General features: G+C 71.7%; 23 protein-coding genes. 11 read left to right on the plus strand and 12 right to left on the minus strand.

The window, feature by feature from the left end:
• Both alr and ACQPXG_RS41690 read right to left on the minus strand, forming a co-directional pair.
• On the minus strand, nt 1-1,125 hold the full coding sequence (alr, locus tag ACQPXG_RS41685) for an alanine racemase (RefSeq protein ID WP_433464661.1): 1,125 nt from the start codon (nt 1,123-1,125) through the stop codon (nt 1-3).
• A gap of 152 nt (nt 1,126-1,277) precedes the next feature.
• A complete protein-coding gene (locus ACQPXG_RS41690; RefSeq protein ID WP_433464662.1) occupies nt 1,278-2,759 on the minus strand; it encodes an NAD(P)H-hydrate dehydratase in 1,482 nt (493 codons plus the stop codon).
• 236 nt (nt 2,760-2,995) lie between these two features.
• Here ACQPXG_RS41690 and ACQPXG_RS41695 point away from each other — a divergent pair, with 236 nt between their 5' ends.
• From ACQPXG_RS41695 to ACQPXG_RS41705, 3 genes are all read left to right on the plus strand, one after another.
• On the plus strand, nt 2,996-3,856 hold the full coding sequence (locus ACQPXG_RS41695; protein WP_433464663.1) for a helix-turn-helix domain-containing protein: 861 nt from the start codon (nt 2,996-2,998) through the stop codon (nt 3,854-3,856).
• Nucleotides 3,857-3,895: 39 nt separating this feature from the next.
• On the plus strand, nt 3,896-4,117 hold the full coding sequence (locus tag ACQPXG_RS41700) for a DUF397 domain-containing protein (protein ID WP_433464664.1): 222 nt from the start codon (nt 3,896-3,898) through the stop codon (nt 4,115-4,117).
• Nucleotides 4,118-4,379: 262 nt separating this feature from the next.
• Nucleotides 4,380-4,583, plus strand: a complete 204-nt coding sequence (locus tag ACQPXG_RS41705) for a DUF397 domain-containing protein (protein ID WP_433464665.1) — start codon at nt 4,380-4,382, stop codon at nt 4,581-4,583.
• A 132-nt stretch (nt 4,584-4,715) separates the two neighbouring features.
• Here ACQPXG_RS41705 and ACQPXG_RS41710 read toward each other — a convergent pair whose 3' ends face one another.
• The 3 genes from ACQPXG_RS41710 to glmS form a co-directional block, all read right to left on the minus strand.
• The gene (locus ACQPXG_RS41710; protein WP_433464666.1) at nt 4,716-5,687 is read right to left on the minus strand and encodes an ABC transporter permease; all 972 of its coding nucleotides are present in this window, start codon (nt 5,685-5,687) and stop codon (nt 4,716-4,718) included.
• A 38-nt stretch (nt 5,688-5,725) separates the two neighbouring features.
• A complete protein-coding gene (locus ACQPXG_RS41715; protein ID WP_433464667.1) occupies nt 5,726-6,670 on the minus strand; it encodes an ABC transporter ATP-binding protein in 945 nt (314 codons plus the stop codon).
• A gap of 78 nt (nt 6,671-6,748) precedes the next feature.
• Nucleotides 6,749-8,593: a glutamine--fructose-6-phosphate transaminase (isomerizing) gene (gene glmS / locus ACQPXG_RS41720; RefSeq protein WP_433464668.1), complete on the minus strand. Its 1,845-nt coding sequence runs from the start codon at nt 8,591-8,593 to the stop codon at nt 6,749-6,751.
• 122 nt (nt 8,594-8,715) lie between these two features.
• Between glmS and coaA the strand changes: the two genes are divergently transcribed.
• Nucleotides 8,716-9,657 carry a type I pantothenate kinase gene (coaA, locus tag ACQPXG_RS41725; RefSeq protein ID WP_433464669.1) on the plus strand — a complete coding sequence of 314 codons (942 nt, stop codon included), beginning with the start codon at nt 8,716-8,718 and terminating at the stop codon, nt 9,655-9,657.
• 34 nt (nt 9,658-9,691) lie between these two features.
• Here the strand turns inward: coaA and ACQPXG_RS41730 are convergent, their stop codons facing one another.
• Nucleotides 9,692-11,017 (minus strand): alkaline phosphatase PhoX, encoded by a 1,326-nt coding sequence (locus ACQPXG_RS41730; RefSeq protein ID WP_433464670.1) that lies wholly within the window; start codon nt 11,015-11,017, stop codon nt 9,692-9,694.
• 186 nt (nt 11,018-11,203) lie between these two features.
• Between ACQPXG_RS41730 and ACQPXG_RS41735 the strand changes: the two genes are divergently transcribed.
• From ACQPXG_RS41735 to ACQPXG_RS41755, 5 genes are all read left to right on the plus strand, one after another.
• Nucleotides 11,204-11,929 (plus strand): nucleotidyltransferase family protein, encoded by a 726-nt coding sequence (locus ACQPXG_RS41735; protein WP_433464671.1) that lies wholly within the window; start codon nt 11,204-11,206, stop codon nt 11,927-11,929.
• A 3-nt stretch (nt 11,930-11,932) separates the two neighbouring features.
• A complete protein-coding gene (locus ACQPXG_RS41740; RefSeq protein ID WP_433464672.1) occupies nt 11,933-14,155 on the plus strand; it encodes a DUF4132 domain-containing protein in 2,223 nt (740 codons plus the stop codon).
• An 89-nt stretch (nt 14,156-14,244) separates the two neighbouring features.
• Nucleotides 14,245-16,401, plus strand: coding sequence for an MMPL family transporter (locus tag ACQPXG_RS41745; RefSeq protein ID WP_433464673.1), 2,157 nt, complete (start codon nt 14,245-14,247; stop codon nt 16,399-16,401).
• 5 nt (nt 16,402-16,406) lie between these two features.
• Nucleotides 16,407-17,576, plus strand: coding sequence for a sensor histidine kinase (locus tag ACQPXG_RS41750; protein ID WP_433464674.1), 1,170 nt, complete (start codon nt 16,407-16,409; stop codon nt 17,574-17,576).
• 1 nt (nt 17,577) lies between these two features.
• A complete protein-coding gene (locus tag ACQPXG_RS41755; protein ID WP_433464675.1) occupies nt 17,578-18,204 on the plus strand; it encodes a response regulator in 627 nt (208 codons plus the stop codon).
• Here the strand turns inward: ACQPXG_RS41755 and ACQPXG_RS41760 are convergent.
• From ACQPXG_RS41760 to ACQPXG_RS41780, 5 genes are all read right to left on the minus strand, one after another.
• Entirely contained in the window at nt 18,201-18,917 is a 717-nt protein-coding gene (locus tag ACQPXG_RS41760) for an ABC transporter permease (RefSeq protein ID WP_433464676.1), read from the minus strand. The two genes, ACQPXG_RS41755 and ACQPXG_RS41760, sit on opposite strands and share 4 nt — an antisense overlap.
• Nucleotides 18,914-19,825, minus strand: a complete 912-nt coding sequence (locus ACQPXG_RS41765) for an ABC transporter ATP-binding protein (protein ID WP_433464677.1) — start codon at nt 19,823-19,825, stop codon at nt 18,914-18,916. The genes ACQPXG_RS41760 and ACQPXG_RS41765 overlap by 4 nt, the downstream gene beginning before the upstream one ends.
• Nucleotides 19,826-19,875: 50 nt before the next feature.
• Nucleotides 19,876-20,754, minus strand: a complete 879-nt coding sequence (locus ACQPXG_RS41770) for an ABC transporter permease (RefSeq protein ID WP_433464678.1) — start codon at nt 20,752-20,754, stop codon at nt 19,876-19,878.
• On the minus strand, nt 20,751-21,695 hold the full coding sequence (locus ACQPXG_RS41775) for an ABC transporter ATP-binding protein (RefSeq protein WP_433464679.1): 945 nt from the start codon (nt 21,693-21,695) through the stop codon (nt 20,751-20,753). Before ACQPXG_RS41775 ends, ACQPXG_RS41770 begins: the two co-directional genes overlap by 4 nt.
• An 84-nt stretch (nt 21,696-21,779) precedes the next feature.
• Nucleotides 21,780-22,736 carry a DUF389 domain-containing protein gene (locus tag ACQPXG_RS41780; protein WP_433464680.1) on the minus strand — a complete coding sequence of 319 codons (957 nt, stop codon included), beginning with the start codon at nt 22,734-22,736 and terminating at the stop codon, nt 21,780-21,782.
• A gap of 118 nt (nt 22,737-22,854) precedes the next feature.
• Here ACQPXG_RS41780 and ACQPXG_RS41785 point away from each other — a divergent pair, with 118 nt between their 5' ends.
• Both ACQPXG_RS41785 and ACQPXG_RS41790 read left to right on the plus strand, forming a co-directional pair.
• On the plus strand, nt 22,855-23,544 hold the full coding sequence (locus ACQPXG_RS41785) for an HNH endonuclease family protein (protein WP_433464681.1): 690 nt from the start codon (nt 22,855-22,857) through the stop codon (nt 23,542-23,544).
• Between the two features lie 19 nt (nt 23,545-23,563).
• Entirely contained in the window at nt 23,564-23,887 is a 324-nt protein-coding gene (locus ACQPXG_RS41790) for a hypothetical protein (RefSeq protein WP_433464682.1), read from the plus strand.
• On the opposite strand, the gene glmM is transcribed toward ACQPXG_RS41790, so the two are convergent.
• The gene (gene glmM, locus ACQPXG_RS41795) at nt 23,884-25,227 is read right to left on the minus strand and encodes a phosphoglucosamine mutase (RefSeq protein WP_433464683.1); all 1,344 of its coding nucleotides are present in this window, start codon (nt 25,225-25,227) and stop codon (nt 23,884-23,886) included. The two genes, ACQPXG_RS41790 and glmM, sit on opposite strands and share 4 nt — an antisense overlap.
• Nucleotides 25,228-25,279 lie beyond the last annotated feature (52 nt).

Genomic DNA, 25,279 nt, shown 5'->3' on the forward strand with positions numbered 1-25,279 from the left:
CTACAGCGCCCCTCCCGGGTACGCCCTCGGTACCCGGGACCCGATGCGGGTGACGATCTCATAGGAGATCGTTCCCAGTGCGTCCGCCCACTCCTGCGCGGTCGGCTCGCCCCGGTCGCCCGGGCCGAAGAGAATGATCTCGTCTCCCGCCGAGAGCGGGTCGTCGCCGAGGTCGATGACGAACTGGTCCATGCAGACCCGCCCGGCGATCGTCCTGCGACGTCCGGCCGCGAGGACCTCCAGGACGTTGGACCCGTGCCTGGGGATCCCGTCGCCGTATCCCGCGGGCACCACGGCCAGGGTCGTCTCCCGCTCGGTGTGGTAGGTGTGACCGTACGACACTCCGCTGCCCGCCGGAACCCGCTTGACCAGCGCCGCGTCCGCCACGAGCGTCATCGCGGGACGCAGCCCGAACGTCCCGAGCGACGGCACCGGCGTCAGCCCGTAGGTGGCGATCCCGGGCCGCACGAGGTCGAACCGCGCCTCGGGCAGCGTCAGGGCGGCCGCCGAGTTCGCGAGGTGCCGCACCTCGAACCGCGCCCCCGCCTTCTCCGCGTGCGCCGTCATCTCGGTGAACGCGCCGACCTGCGCCGCGATCGACGGATGCCCCGGCTCGTCCGCGCAGGCGAAGTGCGACATGACCCCCGCCACCCGCACGTACCCCGACGCCTCCGCCTTCAGTGCCGCGGCGACGAGCGCGTCCCAGTCGTCGCCCCGCGCACCGCCGCGCGACATCCCCGTGTCGGCCTTGAGATGAACCCGCGCCGGACGTCCCGCCTGCTCCGCGGCCCGCACCACCTCGTCCAGCAGCCAGACCGCCCCCACGGTCAGGTCGACGTCCCGCGCGACGGCCTCGTGGTACGGCTCGCCGGGAACGCCCACGCAGACCAGCGTCCGGACGGTGAGGCCCGCGTCCCGCAGCCGCAGCGCCTCCGCGAGCTTCGCGACGCCCAGCCAGGACGCGCCGCCGTCGAGCGCGGCCCGTGCCGCCTCCACCAGCCCGTGCCCGTACGCCTCGGCCTTCACCATGGCCATCACCTCGGCACCCCGCGCGTGCTCGCGCAGCACTCCGATGTTGTGGCCGATGGCGCCGAGCTCGACCCGTGCCTCCGCAGGAACCCTCATGACCAACAAGTGTGCCGCCCCCACGGCCATGCCCGGAGCACCATCGCCCAGCTCACGGCCAGGATGCCCCGCCCAATGAGCGCTCCCCCAGCGCTCCTCGTCCGATAAGACGCAATTGCCCGCCCCCAGGTTCAGTGTCAGCCCAGGGGTCGCTACCCCTGGGTGGACAGGGTTCTGAAGGCGGCGGGGAGGGACTCGATCACGTCGGTGGCGCTGACAGGGGACTCTGGGCCCGGGGTGGGGGCGGAGGCGAGGCGGGCGGCGAGGCCGTGCAGGTAGGCGCCGGCGGCGGCCGCGTCCATGGCGGGCATGCCTCCGGCGAGGAAGGCGCCGATCAGGCCGGACAGGACGTCACCTGTGCCTGCGGTGGCCAGCCGGGGGGTGCCGGTCGGGTTGACGCGGACGGGGCGGTCCTCTTCGGCGACGAGGGTCGTGGAGCCCTTGAGGAGGACGGTCGCGGAGAGTTCGGCGGCTGCTTGGCGGACGTGGTCGAGACGCGCGGCCTCGATGTCCTCGCGGGCGGCGGCGATGAGGCGGGACAGCTCGCCCGCGTGCGGGGTGAGGACGGTCGGCGCGGCGCGGCGCAGCAGGTCGCGGCGGCGGGACAGGACCGTGAGACCGTCGGCGTCCACCAGGACCGGCAGGTCGGTGGTGAGGACGGCCTCCAGGAGCGATTCGGCGGCGTCGCCGGTGCCGAGGCCGGGGCCGGCGACCCAGGACTGGACGCGTCCGACACGTTCCAGGACCTTGCCGTCGTGGCGGCCGGGCTCGATGACCGTGGTGACGACCTCGGGCCAGCGCTGCCGGACCAGCTCGACCGGGCGGGCCACCGATGCGAACCGGACCATTCCGGCGCCGCCGTGTACGGCGCCGCCGGTGCTGAGGACGGCCGCGCCGGTGAACTCGTCCCCGCCGGCGAGGATGCCGACGACGCCGCGGCGGTACTTGTCGGACTCGGGGCCGGGGTCGGGGGGCTGGACGTCCGCCGGGCGGGCCGCGACGACGTCCGGGTCGGGCAGGTGCGGCCCGAGCCCGATGTCGACCAGTTCGACCACGCCGCAGCAGGAGGCGCCCGGGTCGATGAGGAGGCCGGGCTTGTGCGTGCCGAACGTGACGGTGACGTCGGCGTGGACGGCGGCACCCTCGACGCGTCCGGTGCTCGCGTCCACACCGCTCGGGACGTCGCAGGCCACGACCAGCCCGGGGGACTCGGAGGCCAGCGCGGCGTACCGGGCGTGGGGTTCGCGGAGGCCGCCCGTCCCGCCGATGCCGGTCAGCCCGTCGATGATCAGGTCGGCGCCGGCGATCGCGGCCTCCTCGTCGCCGCCGAGGAGCCGGCCGCCGGCGGCGCGCAGGTCCGCCAGCCCGGCCGAGTGGATCTTGGACCCGGCCTGGACGACCTGGACGCGGGCGCCGCGCCGGGCGAGCCGGGCTCCGGCGTAGAGCGCGTCGCCGCCGTTGTCCCCGCCGCCGACGAGCAGGACGACGCGGGACCCGTACACGGCGGGCAGGACGCGTGCGCAGACCGACGCCAGCCCGGCGGCGGCGCGCTGCATCAGGGCGCCGTCCGGGAGCCGGTCCATGAGGGCCCGCTCCGCGGCCCGGACCTTGCCGACCTCGTGCGCGTACCTCATCCGCGGCTCCCCGTGTCGATCACACACTTAGGGTGCCACGAGGAAGCGCTCCGCAACCTCGCGTCCCGGCGACCCCATGCCATTCGTACCTTGCGCTGCAACTTTCGGTGTCATGTGCGCAAAAGAATCTTCAGCCGTAGAATCTTCCTCATCCGGTCCGATGTATTCGCGCCGCGGCCCCCCGGTGCGGCAGAATGCGCCCAGATCAGTCCGTCGGGACTGGAGAGGCCCGAGCAATGAGCACTTCCCGTGGTCCCTCCGTCCGCCAGCGGCGGCTGGCCGCCGAACTCCGGAGACTGCGCGAACGCATGGGTCTCACCGGAGACGAGGTCGCCGAACGGCTCACCTGGTCCACCGCCAAGGTCAGCCGGATCGAGAACGCGCGGACCGGCGCGAAGATCGGCGACGTGCGGCGGCTGCTCGACCTGTACGAGATCGACGGCACGCGGCACGAGGACCTGATCTCCCTGGCGCACGACGCCGCCCAGCGGGGATGGTGGGAGGACTACCGCGACCTGCCGAGCCCGCTCGCGGACTTCATCGCACTGGAGTCCGAGGCCACCGCGGCCAGGGAATGGGGCAGCACCGTCTTTCCGGGGCTGCTGCAGACGGAGAACTACGCACGGAATGTGATCGGCGGCTGGAGCGACCTGGCGACCCTGCCTCCACAGGAACTGGAACGTCGGCTGGACGTGCGAATGCGGCGCCGCGAACTGCTGGACGAAGCCGATCCACTGGAACTGTCGGCGGTTATCGACGAGGCGGTTCTGCAGCGCCGGATCGGCGACCGGAAGGTCATGCGCGAGCAGCTCGAACATCTGTGTCAGATGACCGAGCGGCCGAACGTGACCGTGCAGATCCTGCCCTTGGACATCGCACACTCGGTGTTGGCCGAATCGTTTATCCTCCTGGAATTCTCACCGGTGCATGACATCGTATTTCCTGATATCGTGCACACCGAATCCCTGACAATCAGCCACTTCGCGGATGAGGCTGTTACCTATATGTACAGGCTCGCCTATTCAAGCCTGGCCGGCCAGGCGCTGGACGCCACGGAATCGCGGCGTCGCATCGCCGAGGCCAAGGACACATGGTGACGGTCCGCTAAGGGGCTCAATCCTTGTGAAAGGCACCGAGTGTCCCCTTTCGCCACTCCTGCTCCGCAATGGAGGAGAAGCGCCCACTGCGGGGCGAGCAACACGTGCGTCGAAATCGCCGCACTGGCCGGTTCGTCCCCTTTCATCGGGGCGCGGGACGCCAAGCACGGTACGCAGAGCCCGGTCCTGTCCTTCTCCCAGGGAGAATGGCTGGACTTCCTCGGACGAGCCAAGAAGGGCGAATTCGATCTGGGCCGATGAGACGGCGGTGACGCACCGCTGAGCCCCGTCCGCCGGCCTCGGCGAGGGCGGCGCGGGGGCCACGCAGCGCGGGCCGGGTCCACCGCTGACCCGGCTCGTCGCCCCCTCACCTGAAACTCTGGACCTACCTCGACACGCCTGTCACACGGGTACCGCCCTGCCCGGACGTGATCAGGCGTTTTTCATGATCTTGTTACCGTGTGCATTGAGCACCGGCAGCGCCGCCGCGGGCCCGATGCAACTTTCGATGCAGGGAGCCGTAATGAGTTTCCGTGGGACACCGCCCGCCCGATGGAGAAAGAGCACCCGATGCGCGAGCAACGGCTGCGTAGAGGTGGCACGGCTCGGCCGCGACGCCATATCCGTGCGGGCCACCGAGGACCCGGCGACGATCCTGTCGTTCCAGCCCGGCGAATGGCGCGAGTTCACCGACGGAGTCAAGGACGGTCGTTTCGACCACCCCTGAAAATGACCCTGCAAGTTACATCTGGTTGAGAATTTCAACACGACGGAGAATTGCATTCGACGGCAGAGGGCGTCCGTTATTCCAGTGCCCGCTGGATATTTTCGTGTCGGCGGCGTCCACTCCGCGCTTTTTTCATGCCACGCGGACGCCCTTCGGGACCTTGTAAAGGGGGGTCCGGAGGCGGGTGGCCGTGATGGCGACGGCGCCCGCCGCGAGGGCCAGATCGAAGGCCAGGCCCCACGGCCAGACGGCGCCCCCCTTCGACGAGCCGTCCTCGAAGCCGTCGTCGCCCTCACGGACGTCGCGCACGCCGCGGCTGAGCTCGCCGAGCGGATCGTCCGAGGGAGAACGCGTGATCACCTGATCGCCGACGGTGATCCTTTTCCCGTGCAGGCGCGGCGCCGCGTCCGCGAGCACGACGACCGGGTTCGGGGCCAGCATCCACCAGATGCGCTCTGTGTGCTCCTCGCTGTAATACACGTCCCCGTCGTCGTGGCGCTCGGCCGTCATCGGGGTCGCCAGGGCGAACAGCAGCGGCGTCCCGGCGAGCAGGGCGAACACCGTCAGGTACGACATGAGGATCGAGGTGACGCTGCGGGCCAGCAGCGCCGACCAGGCCTGCGAGACGGCGCAGACCACGCCCATGAGCAGGGCGGTCACGACGAGGACGACCAGCGCCCGCCCCACGCCGATGGCGCCCTCGACGACCGGCAGGAGCAGGCTCGGCAACGTGAGGAGCAGGGCGACCAGGCCCGTCCCCCACGCGGCGGCGAGCTTGCCGAGCGCGATCTCGCCCGGGGTGAGCCGGGTGACCTGCAGCGTGGCGAGCGTCCCCCGCTCCCGGTCACCGTTGATCGACTGGCCGCTGAGCGCGGGCGTGACGAGCAGGATCAGCACCAGCACCCCGAGGAGCACACCGCCGAACATCGGGATCCCGGGTTCGCCGTAGGACGAGGTCTCGCCGGCCTCCAGCGCGAGCCGGAACAGCAGGCCGAGCCCGTTGACGATCAGGAACCAGGCGCCGAGCAGCACCTTCCAGCGGCCGGTCCGCAGCCGGGTCCTGATCTCCTGCCTTGCCACCAGGCCGATCCCGCGCGCGGTCATGGCCGGTCACCTCCGGTATCGGTCGTCTCCGGTCTCGGTCATCTCCGGTTCTCGGTCATCGCCAGGTAGGCCGCCTCCAGGGCGCTGCCCGCGGGGGCGAGGCCGGTGACGGGCACGTCCGCGGCGACGAGTCCGGCCAGCAGCCCGGCGGCCTCGGCCTCGGTGAGCGGGCCGACCTCGGTGCCTCCGGGCAGGTCGGCCACCCGCACCCACGGCAGGTCCTCGGTCAGCCGGGCGAGCGCCGCGGCCAGCAGTTCCGGGTCGAGGGAGCGGATCCGCCACGGGACGCGCGCCGTGGCGCCCGCGATCTCCGACATCGCGTGGTCGCCGGCCGTCCGGCCGTGGTCGACCAGGACGACCCGGTCGGCGATCTCCTCAAGCTCGCTGAGGATGTGGCTGGACACGAGGACGGCCACCCCGTCCGCGGCCAGGGAGCGCAGCAGGTCACGCAGCTCGATGCGGGAGCGCGGGTCGAGTCCGGACGCGGGCTCGTCCAGCAGCAGGACGCGCGGCCGGTGCACGAGGGCGCGCGCCATCCCGAGCCGCTGCTTCTGCCCGCGGGACAGGGCGTGGACGGGCTGCCCGAGATGGTCCTCCAGGTGGACGAGGCTGAGCAGCGCCCTGAGCCGGCGCGGGCGCTCCTGCTTCGGCAGCCCGTAGGCGTCGGCGAAGAACGCCAGGTACTCGTCCACGGTGAGCTGGTCGTAGACCCCGAACGTGTCCGGCATCCAGCCGAGCGCGTCGCGGGCCTCGGCGGGACGGGTCAGCGCGTCATGCCCGGCGATCCGCACCATGCCGGAGTCGGGGGCGAGCAGCGTGGCGAGGATCAGCAGCAGCGTCGTCTTGCCCGCGCCGTTGGCCCCGACGAGCGCCGTGACCTGCCCGTACGGGACGGTGATGTCGAGGCCGCGCAGCGCCTGCACCGGGCCGAAGCGCCGCGTCACCCCGCGCGCCTCGATGCCCAGGCCGCCGTCTCCCGCCACCCGTCACCTCCCGGAGACCGGTCCGATCTCGATCTCGGTGAGACGCGGACCGCCGGCCGGCGGTTCCGGAAACGACGGCTATTCGACGGTGACGGACTTGGCGAGGTTGCGCGGCTGGTCGACGTCGTGGCCCTTCGCGGTGGCCAGCTCGCACGCGAACACCTGCAGCGGGACCGTCGTGACCAGCGGCTGCAGCAGCGTCGGGACGGCCGGGACGCTGATCAGCGTGTCCGCGTACGGCTCGACCGACGCGTCGCCCTCCTCGGCGATCACGATCGTCCGGGCGCCCCGGGCCCGGATCTCCTGGATGTTCGACACGATCTTGTCGTGCAGGACGTCCCGCGCCCGCGGCGGCACGACGACCACGACCGGCAGGTCCTTCTCGATCAGCGCGATCGGGCCGTGCTTCAGCTCGCCGGCGGCGAAGCCCTCGGCGTGCATGTACGCGAGCTCCTTGAGCTTCAGCGCGCCCTCCAGCGCGACCGGGAAGCCCACGTGGCGGCCGAGGAAGAGCACGCACCGCTCGCCGGCGAGCGACCGGGCCAGCTCGCGGACCGGCTCCATGGTCTCCAGGACCTTCTCCACCTTCTCCGGCATCCGCTCAAGGAGCTGCACCATGGCGAACACCTCGTCCCCCCACTTGGTGCCGCGCACCTGCGCGATGTAGAGGGCGATGAGGTAGACGGCGACGAGCTGGGTGAGGAACGCCTTCGTGGACGCGACCGCGATCTCCGGCCCGGCGTGCGTGTAGAGGACGCCGTCGCACTCGCGCGGCAGCGTGGAGCCGTTGACGTTGCAGATGCCGAGCAGCTTGGCCTTCTGCTCCCGGGCGTGCCGGACGGCCATCAGCGCGTCCATCGTCTCGCCCGACTGGGAGATCGCGATGACCAGCGTCGCCGGAGACAGGATCGGGTCGCGGTAGCGGAACTCGCTGGCCAGCTCGACCTCGCAGGGGAGCCCGGCCCAGTGCTCGATCGCGTATTTGGCGATCAGGCCGGCGTGGTAGGAGGTGCCGCACGCCACGATGATGATCTTGTCGACCTCGCGGAGCTCCTGGTCGGGGATGCGCATCTCGTCCAGGTGCAGCCGGCCGTCGGTGCCGATCCGGCCGAGCAGGGTGTCGGCGACGGCGCGCGGCTGCTCGGCGATCTCCTTGAGCATGAAGTAGTCGTAGCCGCCCTTCTCCGCGGCCGACACGTCCCAGTCGACGTGGTACTCCTTCACCTCGGCGGGACGGCCGTCGAAGTCGGTGACCGCGACCCCGCCGGCGCGCAGCTCGACGATCTGGTCCTGGCCCAGCTCGATCGCGTCCCGGGTGTGCGCGATGAACGCGGCGACGTCGCTGGCGAGGAAGTTCTCGCCGTCCCCGACGCCGACGACCAGCGGCGAGTTGCGGCGCGCCCCGACGACGAGGTCCGGGGTGCCGGTGTGCACGGCGACCAGCGTGAACGCGCCCTCCAGCCGGCGGCAGACGCGGCGCATCGCGTCCGCGAGGTCGCCGCCGCCCTTCAGCTCGTCCTCCAGCAGGTGCGCGACGGCCTCGGTGTCGGTGTCGGAGGCGAGCCCGTGCCCGGCCTCCGCCAGCTCGGCCCGCAGCTCGGCGAAGTTCTCGATGATCCCGTTGTGGATCACCGCGACGGAGCCGCTGCAGTCGACGTGCGGGTGCGCGTTCCGGTCGTTCGGCGCGCCGTGCGTCGCCCACCGGGTGTGCCCCATGCCGACCGTCCCGGCGGGCGGGGGCTCCTCCGCCAGGGCGCCGCGCAGGTTCACGAGCTTGCCCGCGCGCTTGGCCGTCGCCAGTTTCCCGTCGGCCACCACGGCCACCCCGGCCGAGTCGTAGCCGCGGTACTCCAGCCGTGCCAGCCCATCGACGACGACGTCGAGCGCCGGCCGCCCGCCTACGTACCCCACGATTCCGCACATGGCGGCAACTCTATTCGGTGTCCTGCGCGCGGCCTACCTGCAGGCGGCGTAGCGGGCGGCGCTAGCGTGTACGAGCGGTGAAAACCCGGTGACCGGCTGATCAGCCCGGTTAATGTTCAGCCATGACGAGCGGATGGGACAGCGTGCCGAGCCCTTACGTGGAACTCTCCCGTGACGCCTGGCGCGGCCTGCGCGAGAACACCCCGCTGCCGCTGACGCCGGGTGAGCTGGACGCCCTGCGCGGCCTGCGGGACCCGATCGACATCACCGAGGTCGAGGAGGTGTACCTGCCGCTGTCCCGGCTGCTCACCCTGTTCTTCCAGTCGGACGGGCGGCTCCGCGACACCGTCAGCGGCTTCCTCGGCGGCGAGGTGCGGCCCACCCCGTTCATCATCGGCGTGGCGGGCAGCGTCGCGGTCGGAAAGTCCACGACGTCCCGGCTGCTGCGGACCCTGCTCGCCCGCTGGCCCGAGCATCCGAGTGTGGAACTGGTCACGACCGACAGCTTCCTCCACCCGAACGCCGTTCTGTCCGAGCGCGGCATCATGGACCGGAAGGGGTTCCCGGAGTCCTACGACCGGCGCGCCCTCGTCCGGTTCGTCTCCGCGATCAAGGCGGGCGCGGAGGAGGCGTCGATCCCGGTCTACTCGCACCTGGAGTACGACATCGTCCCGGACGCGGCGCAGACCGTCCGGCGCCCCGACATCCTGATCGTCGAGGGCCTGAACGTGCTGCAGGCGCCGCCGCCCGGCACCCTCGGCGTGTCCGACTTCTTCGACTTCTCCATCTATGTGGATGCGCGGGTCGAGGACATCCGGCAGTGGTACGTCGACCGGCTCTTCGCGCTGCGCCGCACCGCGTTCACCGACCCGCGCTCCTACTTCCACAAGTACGCGCACGAACTGGACGAGGACGAGACCGCCGCGTTCGCGCAGCGTGTGTGGCGGGACGTCAACGAGATCAACCTCGTCTCCAACATCCTGCCCACCCGCGCCCGCGCCACCCTCGTCCTCCACAAGGACCGCGAACACGCCGTCCAGCGCGTAAGGCTGCGTCGAATCTGATCTCTCTCCTCTTCCGGGCCCGGCGGCCCGCGCGTCAGTGGCCCCAGGGGCCGGTGACGGCGAAGGTGGTGCCTGGTTCGTAGACGTTGACGAACATCGTCCGCTTGTCCGGGGCGAACGTGACGCCGGCGAACTCGCCCCATGCGGGCTCGCTGTCGGTGCCGATGTTCTGCCGGTTGCGGGCCATCGGGTACACCGTGCGGCGGCGGGACACGCCGAACACGTGCTGGGCGCCGTTCCCGTCCTCGCACACCATCAGCCCACCCTGCGGCGCCAGGCAGATGTTGTCGGGCGACTCGCCGGGCTTCTGGACGTCGGTGTCCGGGCCGAACACGATCACGAGCGTGAGCCGGCGGCGGCGCGGCTCGTACGACCACACCTGCCCGAAGTGGCCGGCCCGCGACCCGTCCGCCGTCTTCGCGAAGCTCGACACGAAGTAGACGCGGTCGCCGCCCCAGTAGCAGCCCTCCAGCTTCTGCGCGTGCGTGATGCCGCCCGACCCGAAGTCCTGGAACCGGATCGGCGTGTCCTTCGCCAGCGGGTCGGGCACGCGCTTCCACTCGACGCGGTCGAATACGGTGCCGGGCTCCTGCACGACCGAAAGGTCCGGGACGTCCGGGACGCACAGCGCCTCAAGCCGTCCACCGGCCCGCAGGCTGCCGAACCCGCCCTCCGGCTTCTCCGGCAGGAACCGGTAGAACAGCCCGAACGGCTTCTCGAACGCGTCCTCGGTCTCGTACACGGTCCCGTCGCGCGGGTCGACGGCGATCGCCTCGTGCGCGAACCGCCCCATCGCGGTGAGCGGCTCGGGGACCGTCCGCCCCTGCCGGTACGGGTCGACCTCGAAGATGAACCCGTGGTCCTTGGTGTAGTTCCCGGTGCCGGCCTTGTCCTCGGTCTCCTCGCAGGTCAGCCAGGTGTGCCATGGGGTCGGGCCGCCCGCGCAGTTGACGGCCGTCCCGGCGATCGCGACCCGCTCGGTGTGGACGCGCCCCCCGTCGCCGACCTCCAGCGCGGTGCAGCCGCCGAGGCCGCCCGGGTCGTACGTGACGCCCTCGACCGGCGGCACCCGGTGCTCCGCGTCCGGACGGTTCTCGTGGTTGCGGACGAGCCACGTCCGTCCCCGTCCGGGGAACGCCGCCATGCCGTCACAGTGGCTCGGGACCGCCCCCTCCCCCGACCGCAGCGGCTCGCCCTCACGCGAAAGCACGGTGTGACGGAACCCGCGGGGCAGGTCCAGCAGCCCCTCCGGATCGGGCACGAGCGGCCCGTACCCGTCCCGGCCGCCGGTCGGCGCGGCGGATGCGGCCCCCGCGAACAACTGCTCGACGGCACCGGTGAAAGCGATCCCCGCTCCCACCGCACCGGACCTTGCCAGGAGCTGACGGCGCGAGACTGACATTGGCACACTCCCTGGATTGGAACGATCATGCCCTCCCAGGCCGTTCTAACACGGCCGGGCCCCAGGGGATACGGCACACCTCCACAGCACCACCGAACAGGTTCGCCACCGGCGGCCACGGGTCCGGCCCCTATCCTTACCGCCATGACGACTTCCCACCGTGCGGGTCAGGTGACGCAGGCGGTCATCCTGGCCGGGGGCCAGGGCTCACGTCTGCGCCCCTACACCGACGACCGCCCCAAACCGATGGTGGAGATTCCCGGAACCGGGACGCCGATCATCGGCCACCAGCTGGAGTGGCTGGCGTCGGAGGGTGTCACGGACGTGGTGGTGTCCTGCGGGCACCTGGCCGAGGTCCTCCAGGAGTGGCTCGCCGGCGCCGACCTGCCCATGAAGACCAGCACGGTCGTCGAGAACGAGCCGCTGGGGCGCGGTGGCGGCCTGAAGTACGCGGCGAAGGCGCTGCCGCAGCCCGACGAGCCGTGGTACGCCGCCAACGGCGACGTCTGGACGCGGTTCTCCCTGCGGGAGATGGCGGCGTTCCACATGGAACGAGGCGCGACGGCCACGCTGGCCCTGGCCCGGCCCAACATGCCGTGGGGCGCCGTGGAGACCAATGAATTCGGCCAAATCCTGGACTTCATCGAGGCCCCTCCGTCGCCGTACCAGATCAACGCGGGCCTGTACGTCTTCGCTCCGGACTTCGCAGAGCTGCTCCCGGACGAGGGGGACCACGAACGCACGACGTTCCCGCAACTGGCCAGGGAGCGCCGCTTGGCGGGATACCCGATTCCTCAGGGCGCCTACTGGCGTGCCATCGACACCGCCAAGGACCTCAAGGAAGCCGCGAAGGAACTGAGCCAGGCCTGAGTGATGACCGAGACCCCCCACATCGAAGACGCCCCTGAGAGCGCCCTCCCCCGCCTGCTCGTCGAGCCGCCGTGGGCCGTGCCCGGGAAGACCACCGAGCCCGCCGTCCTCAAACTGAGGAGGATCAAGGATCCGACCGTCCTCCGCTGGGCTCCCGGCCAGCGGGACGAGTGGCTTGATCACCCGTACAAGTACGGCGAGCGCATGCCGGGGGACACCGACTGGGGCGAGGTCGCCGAGCTCTTCGCCGGCGACGGCGCCCTCGACCTGCTGAAGCGGGACAAGAAGCGGTTCGAGACCCTGTTCGTCGGGCTGGTCATGCAGGCCCCCCTGGAGCTGGGTGAGAAGCTGCTCGCCGACGAGCGCTACTGGGATCCCTTCGTCAGGTTCTGGAATCTGGGCGCCGACCGCGGCGCGGTGGCACGGCACGGGACGGCCGCGTATCCGCTGGTCATGCACCAGGTGAAGAAGCAGAAGTGGAGCGTGTACGCGCTCGTCCCCTTCCTGGACCACGCCGTCGCCCAAGCCATGATCAAGGACTTCGACCCTTCTCCCACCTCGTTCCGCGGCAACGAGGCGCAGGAGTCCTGGTACGCCCTGCACGGGGTGGACGCGGTCCGGCTGACGATCCCGGACGCGCTGCGCAAGCCCGGTCCGAAACGGGAGCTCGCGGAGGCGGCGGTGCGGCACGTCGCCGAGCGGCACGGCGACGAGATGCTCGTGGAGGCCGCCCGGCACTTCGGTGACGAGGCCGTGGAGGCGATCTCCGCGCTGCGCACCGATCCGCTCGACCGGTACCCCGACCCGCTGCCGGACGTCCCGGAGGGATGGGATCCCGAGCGGCTGCCGCGGATCCTGATGCGGGGACGGGAGCAGGCGCTGCCCGCCTCCGCGACCCGGCACTTCATCACGATGCTGTCCATCTCGGACACGTGGAAGCCGTATCCGGCCGTCCCCCACGTCGCCGAGCACCTGGACCCCGCCTCGCTGGCCGAGTTCGTCTGGGAGCTCTACCGGGCCGACCGGCACCCGAAGCTCTGGGCCTCGCCCGGCGTCCAGCACGCCCTGTTCCATATGAGCGACGATCGCAACGCCGACCGCCTCGCCCCGATCGTCGCCCGATGGTCGAAGGCGTACGTGTGGGAGGCGGGAGGGGCGAGCGCGCTGAACCTGTTCACCCGCCTCGGCACCGACTCCGCGCTGCGCCATCTGCACCATCTCGCGCGCAAGGCGCAGGACCCGGCGAGGATCCGGCGGAACGCGCAGAGCGGTCTCGACCGCATCGCCAAGGAACGCGGGCTCACCTCCGAGCAGCTGGCCGACCGGCTCGTTCCCGGCCTGGGGCTGGACCCCGAGGGCTCGATGACGCTCGACTACGGCCCGCGCAGGTTCGTCGTCGGCTTCGACGAGCAGCTCAAGCCGTTCGTGACCGACGAGGACGGCAAGCCCCGCAAGACGCTGCCCAAGCCGGGCGTCAAGGACGACGACACCCTCGCGCCGGTCGCCTACAAGAGGTTCGCCGACCTCAAGAAGGAGGCCCGGACGGTCGCCGCCGACCAGATCAAGCGCCTGGAAAGGGCGATGGTCACAGGGCGTTCCTGGACGCCGGAGGAGTTCCGCGCCATCTTCGTCGGCCACCCGCTGATGTGCCACATCGCACGGCGCCTGGTGTGGTCCGCCGGCGAGGCCGCCTTCCGGGTCGCCGAGGACCGCTCCCTCGCCGACGTCCACGACGACGAGTTCACCCTTCCGCCGGACGCCCGCGTGACCCTGCCGCACCCGATCCTGCTCGGCGCGGACGCCGTGGCGGCCTGGGCGCCGGTCCTCGCCGACTACGAGATCCTCCAGCCGTTCCCGCAGCTCGGACGGCCCGCGCACACGCTCGCGGACGACGAACGCGACGCGGACCGGCTGACGCGCTTCGAGGGGCGCACCGCCCACTTCGGCAGGTTCCTCGGCATGACGTCCCGCGGCTGGGAGCTCGGCGAGAAGGAGACCGGCGGGTTCCGCCGCCAGGTGAACCTCATGACGCCGGACGACCGGCACGTGATGGTCGCCTTCGAGCCGGGCATCCGCGTCATGGACCCCGAGGAGTACGCGGAGCAGACGATCCAGTACGTCATGCTCATGACGGGCCGGTACTCCGGAAAGGCGCTCCCGTTCGGCGCGCTCGACCAGGTCACCGCGTCCGAGGTCATCGCCGAGCTGACCCGCGTCACCGGCTGACGGGCGGCCGGCGTCCACCGATCGGTGGACGGCGGGTTCAACCGGTCGAGGCTCATGCCGGACAGGGGCTCGCGGCGAGCATTTCTCGCATGACGAATCTCACCGTACGCATGGCCCGGTGGAGCGCCGGGCACCCCTGGCGCGGGATCGCCGCCTGGTTCCTGTTCGTCGTCCTGTGCCTCGGCGTCGGAGTCGCGGTCGGCGGGCACGCCGCCACGACCGAGGACTTCCGGATCGGCGAGGCCGGCCGGGCCGAGGCGATGGCCGCCGAGGGCGGGCTGCAGCAGAAGCCCGTCGAGCGTGTGCTGATCACCGGCGGCGGGGCCGCGGCCGGCGCGGCGGCGCGGGACGCCGCCGCGCGGATGAAACGGCTCCCGGAGGTCGAGTCGGTGTCCGCGCCGGTGCGGTCGAAGGACGGCACGGCGCTGCGCGTGGACGTGACCCTGAAGGGCTCCGAGCTCCAGGGCAAGGACCACGTCGAGCCGTTGCAGGCTCAGACGGCCGCCGTGCGGGCGGCCCATCCGGACGTGAAGGTGGAGGAGACGGGCAGCCCGTCCATCAGCAAGGGCGTCGGCGAGCTGCAGGGCCGCGACCTCGCCCGCACCGAGGTGATCGCCCTGCCGATCACGCTGGTCACGCTGCTGGTGGTGTTCGGGTCCTTCGCGGTGGCGGTCGTACCGGTGGTGCTCGCGCTCACGTCGATCGCGGCGGCGATCGGCCTGTCGATGCTCGCCTCGCACGTGTTCCCGGACGCCGGCATCGGCGCCAGCGTGATCCTGCTGATCGGCATGGCGGTCGGCGTCGACTACACGCTCTTCTACCTCAAGCGGGAACGGGAGGAACGGGCCCGGTCGGGCGGCCGGCTGAACGCGCGGGCGACGGTGGAGATCGCGGCGGCGACGTCCGGGCGTTCGGTCGTGATGTCCGGGCTCGCGGTCGCCGCGTCGAGCGCGACGCTGTACCTGGCGGACGATGTGATCTTCTCCTCGATCGCCACCGCCGCGATCGTCGTCACGCTGGTCGCGGTCGTCAGCTCGCTGACCGTCCTGCCCGCCGTGCTGGCGAAGCTCGGCGGCTGGGCGGAGCGGCGGGCGGCCCGGCGCGGCCGGGCCCCGAAGGCGCCGAGGACCGGCGGCGGACGGATCACGAAGGCGATGCTGCGTCCCACGGGCAAGCACCCGGCGGCGACGCTGGCCGTCTCGGTGCTGGCGATGCTGGCGCTGGCCGCGCCGCTGCTGAACTTCAACCTGACCGACATGGGGCGCGACAGCCACCCGCGGGAGATCCCCGCGATGCAGGTCTATGACCGGCTGAACGCGGCGTTCCCCGAGCTGAAGTCGATGCACCAGGTGGTCGTCAAGGCGGACGCCGACCGCGCGGACGAAGTGCAGGCCGCCCTGCGCGACCTGGCGGCGCGGGCCGGGAGCGACCCGCTTCTCGCCGGGACATCCGAACTGCGCACCTCGGCGGACCGGCGGATCAGCCTGCTCGAACTCGCGGTGCCCCACCACGTCAGCACCGACGAGGCGCAGCGGTCCCTGGACCACGTCCGCGGCGAGTACGTGCCCGCGACGGTCGGGAAGCTCGGCGTCGAGACCGCCGTGACCGGCGACGTGGCCCGCTACGCCGACTACCCCGACCATCAGAAGAGCAAGCTGCCGTTCGTCATCGGGGGGCTGCTGCTGGTGACGTTCGCGATGACCGTCTGGGCGTTCCGGTCGGTGGTCCTCGGGCTGATCGGCGTGGTGCTGAACATGCTGTCGGCGGGCGCCGCGCTCGGCTTGCTGACCCTGGTGTTCCAGGGGACGTGGGCGGAGGGCCTGCTCGACTTCACCTCCACCGGGTCGATCGGCTCCCGCGTCCCGCTGTTCCTGTTCGTGATCCTGTTCGGGCTGTCGATGGACTACCAGGTGTTCGTCATCAGCCGGATCCGGGAGGCGGCGCTGCGCGGCGTCCCCACGCGGCAGGCCGTGCTGGACGGGGTCGGCGGCTCGGCGAGCGTGGTGACCAGCGCCGCGTTCGTGATGGTGACGGTGTTCACCAGCTTCGTCTTCGTCCACGTCATCGAGCTGAAGCAGATGGGCTTCGCGCTGGCGGTGGCCGTCCTGCTGGACGCCGCCGTCATCCGCATCATGATCCTGCCCGCGCTGATGCTGCTGCTCGGCGACCGGTGCTGGTGGCCGTCGCGGAGCATCCGGCGGACCACGGACGACGCGGCGGGGCGGGCGCTGCAGAACGTAGGCTGATCGGCGTGACGCAGCCCGGCGAACGGCCCCAGGAACGGGCGCTCCGCAGGTGGTACGTCGCCGCCTGGGTGCTGTTCGGGCTGGTCCCGCCCGCGATAGCGGTGTGGGACCAGCCGGAGTCCACCAGGTCGGCCACGATGGCGCTGCTGTCAATGCTCGGGCTCTGCTATCCGATCACGGGGACGTTCCCCGGGAACCCGGCACTCCGCCGCAACACGTTCCTGGGCGCGCTCATCGCGGGGATCGGCGCCGTCTCCTACCTGATGGACGGCGCCGCGTCCCTGCTCATCGTCTCGCTCCCGCACTTCTGGATCTTCGCCGGAAGCCCTCGGCGCGCGGTCGTCCTCAGCGGCGCCGTCACCGCGGCCACGGTCGCCGCCGACGCGGCCCGGACGGCCCCGGACGGGGAGCACCTCAGCGGCAACTCCATCGCCGCGGTCGTCGGGTCCGCGGCCGGGATCCTGTTCGGGCTGTGGATGCACCGGGTCGTCGGGCGGCACGACGAACGCGCCCGCCTCCTCGCCGCGGACCTCGCCGACGCCGAGCGGCGGCTCGCCGAGGCGCAGCGCCGGCAGGGCGCCACCGACGAGCGCGAACGCCTCGCCCGGGAGATCCACGACACGCTCGCGCAGGGATTCGCGTCCATCGTCGTCCTGGCGGAGGCGGCCCGGAACGGCCTCGGCTCCGATCCGGGCAGAAGCGCCCAGCAGCTCGTCTCGATCGAGCAGACCGCGCGGGAGAACCTCGCCGAGGCGCGCGTCCTCGTCGGGGCGGCGTCGCAGGGCGAGGTCGCTCCGGGGTCCGTGGCCCGGACGCTGCGCCGCACCCTCGACCGGTTCGCCGAGGACACCGGGCTCACCGTCACCGCCGACCTGCCGGACGTCGACTGCGACCAGACGACCCGGATCGCGCTGCTGCGCTGCACCCAGGAGTCGCTCGCGAACGTCCGCAAGCACGCCGCCGCTTCCACGGTCGGGGTCGTCCTCGAACGGCATCCCCACGTCGTGGAACTGGAGATCACCGACGACGGGCGCGGCTTCGTCGTGGCGGAGTCCCGCGGCTTCGGCCTGGACGGCATGCGCCGCCGCCTCGCCGAGCTGGGCGGCGAGCTCACCGTGACCAGCTCCCCCGGCGACGGGACCCGGATCCTCGCCATGATCCCCGCGAAGGCATGACATGACCGGGAAACTCAGGATCATCGTGGTGGACGACCACACGGTCATGCGCGCCGGCGTCGTCGCGCTGCTGGCCGCCGAACCCACCATCGAGATCGTCGGCGAGGCGGGCGACGGCCGCGAGGCGGTGGCCCTCGCCGAGCGGCTCCGGCCCGACGTCGCGCTGCTCGACCTGCGGATGCCCGTGCTGGACGGGGTCGCCGCCACCGCCCGGATCGGCTCGACCGGGACCCGCGTCCTCGTCCTCACCACCTACGACACCGACACCGAGATCGAGCGCGCGATCGAGGCCGGCGCCATCGGCTACCTGCTCAAGGACACCACGCGCGACCAGCTCGTGGACGCCATCCACGCGGCGGCGCGGGGCGAGACCGTCCTCGCCCCGCGCGTCGCGGAAAAGCTCGTCGCCCGGATGCGCCGCCCCGAGCAGGCCGCGCTGACCGCCCGGGAGATCGACGTGCTGCGGGCGGTCGCCGACGGCCTGTCCAACGCCGAGATCGGCCGGCGGCTCGTCATCGCCGAGGCGACCGTCAAGACGCACCTCCTCCGCGTCTTCGCGAAGCTGGACGTCAGCGACCGCACCCACGCCGTCGTCGTCGCCATGGACCGCGGCCTCCTACCCCGCTAGTCGGCGCTGGCGACCGGCAGCGAGCGGAGCCGGAAGGTGGCCAGGAACGCCCCGATGAGCGTGACCGCGACCAGCAGGCCGATGGCCAGCGGGAGGTCGACCGTCGACTTGACCGGCGAGGCCCCGGTGAGCGCGTCGATGACCGACAGGGACCACTGCTGGATGGACGCCGACTTCGCGCCCGGCGCGAAGCTGCCCAGCAGCGTCTCCCACACCAGCGCGTACAGCAGGCCGATGGTGACGGCGTTGCGGCTGGCGACCGCGAGCGCGACGAACACCGCGCTGTAGGCGACGCCGCCGGCCAGGACCCCGACCGTGAACGCCGGCGTCATCTGCGCGGTCGTCCCGGTCAGGACGAGGCCCGCCAGCAGCGTCGGGACCACTGCGAAGACCGTCACCAGCACGATCGCCACGGCCAGCTTCGTCAGCACGATCACCTCGCGCGGGATCGGCTTGGTCAGCACGTACATGATCTGGCCGTCGTCGATCTCCGGCCCGATCACGCCGGTGCCGGCGATCAGCGCGAGCAGCGGCAGCAGCGTCGCCAGGCCGAACTTCTGCAGGACGTTCGCCGAGATGTCCAGGTCGTCGTTGCCGGTCACGCGCAGTGCGACCGCCAGGACCAGCAGGAGCAGCGGCAGCACCAGCAGGAGCAGCGCGCGCTTGCGGCCGAGCATCGCCCGGAACGTGATCATCGCGATTGTGCCGTTCATCGGGCCACCAGATAGGAGAAGACGCTTTCGAGGGACTCGTCCGCGGGGGAGACCTCCCAGAGCCGCACCCCGGCGTCCCGCGAGACCTGCGGAAGCAGCCAGGTGAAGCGCTGGAAGTCGACCGCCTCGATCTGCAGGCCCTTGTCGGTGAGCTGGACGCTGCGGGCCGAGCCGTCCGCGATGATCGCGGCGGCGAGCCGGCGGTCGTCGGACGATCGGACCAGGAAGATGTGCGGCCGGTCGGTCATCAGCCGCCGGATCTTGCGGAAGTCGCCGGACGCGGCGTGCCGGCCCGCCACGATCACCTCGATGTGGCTGGCGAGCCGCTCGACCTCCTCCAGGATGTGCGAGGAGAACAGGATCGTGCGGCCCTCGGCGGCCATCCGCTGGATGAGGTCCATCAGCTGGAGGCGCTGCCTCGGGTCCATGCCGTTGAACGGCTCGTCCAGCAGCAGCACGGGCGGGTCGTGCACCAGTGCCGACGCCATCTTGATGCGCTGCTTCATGCCCTTGGAGTAGTTGCCGATCGGGCGTCCGGCCGCGTAGTCCATCTCCACCAGGCCGATGGCGCGGCGGGCGGCGGCGCCCGGGTCGGGCAGCTTGTGCAGCTTGGCCATCGCGAGGATGAACTGCTCGCCGGTGAGGAAGTCGTACGCCGACTCGCGCTCCGGGACGAGACCCAGGCTGCGGTAGATGCCCGGATTCCGCCAGATCGGCGTCCCGTCCAGGGTGACCGAGCCCGACGACGGCGCCAGGAACCCGCCCATCATGTGGATCAGCGTCGACTTGCCGGCGCCGTTCGGGCCGAGAAGCCCGGTGACGCCCGGCCCAACCTTCATCGACACGCCGTTGACCGCGACGACGTTCCCGTACCAGCGGGACACGTTGTCCAGAACCAACTCGCTCATGCTCCCTGTGGGGGGACGACCCCCCACACCCCCCGCCTCGCTTCGCTCACTCATGAGAGGCCCGCCTTCCGGAACCTGCGGTACAGCACCGCGACCGAGCCGAGCACGATGACGGCGCACAACGCCAGCGCGACGGCGCCGCCGGCGATCCCGGACGGCACCCCGGGCGAGGACGTCTGCGCGCCCAGCAGCCTGACCTGGACGATGTCCACCAGGTTGAACGGCGTGAACAGCCCCGCCCAGCCCTGGAGGGTGAAGTTCGTCTGCGCCTCGGCGATCCCCTGGACGGCCCCGACGAACGCGGCGCTGATCATGTAGACGGCGATGACGGCCGCGACCCCGAAGCCGCGCCGCGGGGTGAACGCCGCGACCACCATCCCGATCGCGGCCAGCACGAGCGCGAACAGCACGCAGCCGACCAGGGCGCCCAGGTACTTGAGCACCTGCTCGCCCGGGTCCGGCATCTTGGCGATCAGGCCGCCGACGTACAGGACGGTGACGGGCACCGCCATCAGCGCGAACAGCGCGGTCGCCATCGCGGCGCCCTTGGCCAGCACGAAGTCGAGATGGCCGACCGGTCGCGAGAAGTACAGCGGGATGACGTGGAAGCGCACCTCCCGCGAGGCCAGCACCGGCGCCTGCGTCGCCAGGAAGATCGCCACGATGACCTGCATGATGACGACGTAGGAGGAGTAGCGGAACAGCGCGTCCTCCTGCTTGCTGAACGCGAACGCCGCGACCGACCCGGCGGCCGGCAGCAGCATGATCGCCGCCAGCAGGAACGGCATCACCTTGGCGCGCGCCGGACGGCCGAGGCCGTAGGCGGCGCGCAGGTTGTGGACGTACAGCGACCGCAGCACGTACGCGCGGCCGTTGCGGCGGCCGTCGTAGTGGCGGTAGCCGATGTCGTGGATCGTGCTCGTGCTCATCGGGGCGCCCCCTGCTGGACGGTTCCGGCGGGCGGCGGCGGCGCGGCCGGCGTCTGGAAGACCTCTTCGATGTGGTGGCGGCGCTGCTCCAGCCGGATGAGCCGCAGCCCTAGGTCGGCGACGCCGTCGCGGATCAGGTCGTAGGTCTGCTCGCCCGCGATGTCGACGACGAGGAACCGGCCCTCCGGATGGACGGTCACGCCCTGGTCGTAGAGGTGCTGCCCGAGGGTGTCGCGCCCCTCGTCCACCTCGACGGTGAGGACGCCGCTCTCGGCCGTGTACGCCTCGACCGCCTGCGAGCGCAGCAGCTTGCCGCCGTCGATGATGACGACGTGGTCGCAGACCCGCTCCAGCTCGCCCAGCAGGTGGGACGTGACGAGGACGCTGATCCCGAACTCGGCGCCGATCCGGCGGATCAGGTCGAGCATCTCGTCGCGCCCGGCCGGGTCCAGGCCGTTGGTGGGCTCGTCCAGGAAGACGAGCTTCGGGTCGTGGACGAGGGCCTGCGCCAGCTTCACCCGCTGCCGCATGCCCGTGGAGTAGCCGCCGATGGGGCGGTACCGCTCCTCGTACAGGCCGACGTGCCGGAGCGTGTCGGCCGCGCGTTCTCGGGCCGCGGTCGGCGGCAGCCCGCACATCCGGGCCATGTGCACGACGAACTCGGTCGCGGACACGTCCGGGGGCAGGCACTCGTACTCGGGCATGAACCCGACGCTCTCCCGGATCCGCAGGCCCTCGCGCGCGATGTCGAGGCCCAGCACGGTCGCGGTGCCGGACGTCGGCGGCAGCAGCCCGAGCAGGATCTTGATGAGCGTCGACTTGCCGGCGCCGTTGGCGCCGACCAGCCCGACGACTCCGGGTTCGACGGCCACGGAGAGGTCGTCCAGGGCGGTCACCCGGGGGAACCTCATCGTCAGGCCCTGGGTGGCGATGATCGGCATACTTCGAACCTAGTCCCCGGCGACGTGCCGCACGTCACCCTAAAGGGCGATGAGGGGCAGCCTTTGGTCCGATGCCGGATCGACCTAAGTTCCCCGAACGGCCGACCTTTCGCTCCGCCGCCGCAGCACGGCCGACCACAGCGCCCGCTGGACGAGCAGCGTCAGCGCCCCGGCGATGATCATCCCGGCGAAGTTGACGGCGAGCTGGAGCAGCGAGCCGGTGATCTCGCTGCCGTGCCGGAGCGCCATCGCGACCGCGAGGTTGCCGGCGGCGGGCACGGTGGTGACGGAGATGAAGACCCCGACCAGCGCCGACGACTTGCCCGCGGTGAGCGACAGGACCCCGGCCGCGCCGGCGAGCAGCGCGACGATGAACGACCAGCGGTCCGGGCTGTAGATGAACGCGGTGAGAGGCCGCTCGGCCGGCAGCCGGTCCAGCTCGATCACGCCGATCCACCGGCTGACCAGCGCGCACACATAGGTGATCACGATCGCCACGGCGAACCCGACCAGCAGCGCCCGCACCGCCTCGGCGATCCGGCCCGGCTGCAGCCGGACGAGGCCGTAGCAGATCGCCGCCACGGCGCCGAACTCCGGCCCGAGGACCATCGCGCCGACCACCAGCACCGGCGAGTCGATCAGCGCGGCGATCCCGGCCAGCTGCGTGGCGAGCGCGAGGAACGCGACGAACGACCAGGTCAGTGCCGTCCCCTCGGTGACCTGCCGGTCCAGCTCCTCCCAGACGACGGCGTCGTCGCCGTGGCCGGGCGCCAGCTCCTTGGCGAGATCGGCGCGCTGCGACAGCGTCAGGTCGACCTTGTCGAGGGCGATGGAGCCGTCCCGGTCGACGCCGAGCGCGCGGAGCGCGTCCAGCACCTCGTTCGCGGCCTCGCGGGCGATGTCGGCGGTCACGAGGTCGCCGCTCGGGGCACGCGCGGCGCCTTCGAGGACGACCACGTTGGTGGCCCCGGCGCAGTCGGCGAGAACGGCGCACACCTCGTCCGTGTGGTCCGCCGGGACGATCGCTCTGAGATGCAGCACGGGCCAATCGTGCCCTAAACGGCGGGGCGCCGTAGCGCGGACGCCAGTCCTACGCTTTGATCGGTTATTTGCCTGCATGGTGGCAAAAATCGACAGATAACCCCAGGGCGGTGAGGGCATGGCACGGACGCCGGTGCCGGTGACCGCGGTACGGACGGCCGCGGTGGCGCTCGCGGTCGCCGTCCCGCTGGTCACGGCGGGCTGTGAGGGAAGCGCGGGGCTCTCGGAGACGGGGTCGCCGTCGTCGGGCGCCAAGCCCGCGCCCGGAGCGGAGGCCCGGGCCCGCAAGGACCTTTCGGGCCTGCGCCTCGCCTCGGAGGGCGACGGCGACGGCTACAAGCGCGACAAGTTCGGCACCCGCTGGAAGGACACCGACCACAACGGCTGCGACCAGCGCAACGACGTCCTCGCCCGGGACCTGACGAAGGTCGAGAAGAAGGGCCGCTGCATCGTCCTGGCCGGCCACCTGGACGACCCCTACAGCGGCAAGGAGATCACCTTCGCGAAGAAGGACGCCGCCAAGGTGCAGATCGACCACGTCTACCCCCTCGCCCTCGCCTGGCGGATGGGGGCGTCCAGGTGGAGCGAGGACAGGCGCGAGCAGTTCGCCAACGACCGCGACAACCTGCTCGCCGTCTGGGGCGTGCCGAACCAGCAGAAGAGCGACTCCGGCCCCGGCGAATGGAAACCGCAGAAGGGCTTCCAGTGCGTCTACGCGATCAAGTACATCGCGGTGGCCGAGAAGTACTCGCTCCCGGTCACCCGCCCCGACCACGACGCCCTCCAGAACTTCCTCGGGCGGTGCTGAGGCCTCGTATGCTCGTCGGATGAGCAGCGAATCAGGCGGTAACGGCATCGAGGGCGCGGACGACGCCACGGACGAGCGGGTGCGGGTGCGGACGGAGCGGGGCGTCGGGGCGCGGGCCACCGGCGCCGAGGTCACCGGCGCGTCCGCGACCGGTCTCACGCTGCGGCTCGGTAACGGGCTCGGCTCGCTGGCGCTCGGGTCGATGGCGGTCGGCGCGCTCGCCGTCGGCGCGGTCGCGATCGGCAAGCTCGTCGTGAAGCGGGCGGTCATCGCCCATCTGGAGGCGGGGACCGTCGAGATCAGGCACCTGAAGGTCGGCCGCCTGGAGATCGACGAGCGTTAGCCGAGCGCCGAGCGCACCACGCCGGCGAGGTGCTCGGCCACCGACCGGGCCTGGTCCTCGGAGGCGGCCTCCACCATCACGCGGACCATCGGCTCGGTGCCGCTGGGCCGGATCAGGACGCGCCCGGTGTCGCCGAGCCCCTCCTCGGCGGCGGCGACGGCCTCGGCCAGTTCCGGCGAGGTCTTCGCGCGGTTCTTGTCGACGTCCTTGACGTTGACGAGCACCTGCGGCAGCCGGGTCATCACCTTCGTCAGTTCGTCCAGCGGGCGGCCGCGGCGGACCATCGCGGCGAGCAGGTGCAGGCCGGTGAGGACGCCGTCGCCGGTGGTGGCGTGGTCCAGCATGATCACGTGGCCGGACTGCTCGCCGCCGAAGCCGAAGCCGCCCTCCTTCATCGCCTCCAGGACGTACCGGTCGCCGACCGCGGTCTCCACCACGGTGATCCCGGCCTCCCGCATGGCCAGCTTGAACCCCAGGTTGGACATCACGGTCGCCACGACGGTGTCGGCGGCGAGCGCGCCCGACTCGCGCAGGTCCAGGGCCAGGATCGCCATGATCTGGTCGCCGTCCACGACCTCGCCGGTCGCGGTCACGGCCAGGCAGCGGTCGGCGTCGCCGTCGTTGGCGATGCCCACGTCCGCGCCGTGCTCCCTGACGGCCTTCTGCAGCGCCTCCAGATGCGTGGAGCCGCAGCCGGAGTTGATGTTCAGGCCGTCCGGGGCCGTCCCGATCGTGAAGACCTCGGCGCCGGCCCGGCGCAGCGCCTCCGGCGCCACGTCGCTGGACGCCCCGTTCGCGCAGTCGACCACGACGCGCAGCCCGTCCAGCGACACCGGGACGGTCGACAGCAGGTGCGCCACGTACTGCTCGACCGCACCGTGCGCCTCCCGGACGCGGCCGACGCCGGCGCCGGTCGGCGGGTCCCACACCTCGCCGAGCCGGGCCTCGATCCGGTCCTCGATCTCGTCGGCGAGCTTGTGGCCGCTGCGGTCGAAGAACTTGATGCCGTTGTCGGGGGCCGGGTTGTGCGACGCCGACAGCATCACGCCGAGGTCGGCGTCCAACTCGTGGGTCAGGTGCGCGACCGCGGGGGTCGGCAGGACGCCGAGGCGCAGCACGTCCACCCCGGAGCTCGCGAGGCCCGCCACGACGGCCGCCTCCAGGAACTCGCCGGACGCCCGGGGATCACGGCCGACCACCGCCACCGGCCGGTGCCCCTTGAACGCGCCCCGCTCGCCCAGCACCCGCGCCGCCGCGACGGACAGGTCCATGGCGAGCGCGGCGGTGAGGTCGCGGTTGGCGAGCCCGCGCACGCCGTCGGTCCCGAACAGACGAGCCACAGTTCAACTCCCGGTCGAAGAGGGGTCACCCCGGAAAAGCGGACGAGCCGCC

Source organism: Spirillospora sp. CA-128828 (assembly GCF_050945415.1).
In the GTDB taxonomy this organism is placed as follows: domain Bacteria; phylum Actinomycetota; class Actinomycetes; order Streptosporangiales; family Streptosporangiaceae; genus Spirillospora.

Excerpts from the sequence above, each read along its gene's own strand:
- ACQPXG_RS41760 (WP_433464676.1), bottom strand. The coding sequence starts at position 18,917 with ATGAACGGCACAATCGCGATGATCACGTTCCGGGCGATGCTCGGCCGC.
- ACQPXG_RS41735 (WP_433464671.1), top strand. The coding sequence starts at position 11,204 with ATGACGACTTCCCACCGTGCGGGTCAGGTGACGCAGGCGGTCATCCTG.
- ACQPXG_RS41690 (WP_433464662.1), bottom strand. The coding sequence starts at position 2,759 with ATGAGGTACGCGCACGAGGTCGGCAAGGTCCGGGCCGCGGAGCGGGCC.
- ACQPXG_RS41755 (WP_433464675.1), top strand. The coding sequence starts at position 17,578 with ATGACCGGGAAACTCAGGATCATCGTGGTGGACGACCACACGGTCATG.
- ACQPXG_RS41785 (WP_433464681.1), top strand. The coding sequence starts at position 22,855 with ATGGCACGGACGCCGGTGCCGGTGACCGCGGTACGGACGGCCGCGGTG.
- ACQPXG_RS41790 (WP_433464682.1), top strand. The coding sequence starts at position 23,564 with ATGAGCAGCGAATCAGGCGGTAACGGCATCGAGGGCGCGGACGACGCC.
- ACQPXG_RS41740 (WP_433464672.1), top strand. The coding sequence starts at position 11,933 with ATGACCGAGACCCCCCACATCGAAGACGCCCCTGAGAGCGCCCTCCCC.
- ACQPXG_RS41770 (WP_433464678.1), bottom strand. The coding sequence starts at position 20,754 with ATGAGCACGAGCACGATCCACGACATCGGCTACCGCCACTACGACGGC.
- coaA (WP_433464669.1), top strand. The coding sequence starts at position 8,716 with ATGACGAGCGGATGGGACAGCGTGCCGAGCCCTTACGTGGAACTCTCC.
- ACQPXG_RS41775 (WP_433464679.1), bottom strand. The coding sequence starts at position 21,695 with ATGCCGATCATCGCCACCCAGGGCCTGACGATGAGGTTCCCCCGGGTG.
- ACQPXG_RS41745 (WP_433464673.1), top strand. The coding sequence starts at position 14,245 with ATGACGAATCTCACCGTACGCATGGCCCGGTGGAGCGCCGGGCACCCC.
- ACQPXG_RS41710 (WP_433464666.1), bottom strand. The coding sequence starts at position 5,687 with ATGACCGCGCGCGGGATCGGCCTGGTGGCAAGGCAGGAGATCAGGACC.
- alr (WP_433464661.1), bottom strand. The coding sequence starts at position 1,125 with ATGAGGGTTCCTGCGGAGGCACGGGTCGAGCTCGGCGCCATCGGCCAC.
- ACQPXG_RS41705 (WP_433464665.1), top strand. The coding sequence starts at position 4,380 with ATGAGTTTCCGTGGGACACCGCCCGCCCGATGGAGAAAGAGCACCCGA.
- ACQPXG_RS41765 (WP_433464677.1), bottom strand. The coding sequence starts at position 19,825 with ATGAGCGAGTTGGTTCTGGACAACGTGTCCCGCTGGTACGGGAACGTC.
- ACQPXG_RS41695 (WP_433464663.1), top strand. The coding sequence starts at position 2,996 with ATGAGCACTTCCCGTGGTCCCTCCGTCCGCCAGCGGCGGCTGGCCGCC.
- glmS (WP_433464668.1), bottom strand. The coding sequence starts at position 8,593 with ATGTGCGGAATCGTGGGGTACGTAGGCGGGCGGCCGGCGCTCGACGTC.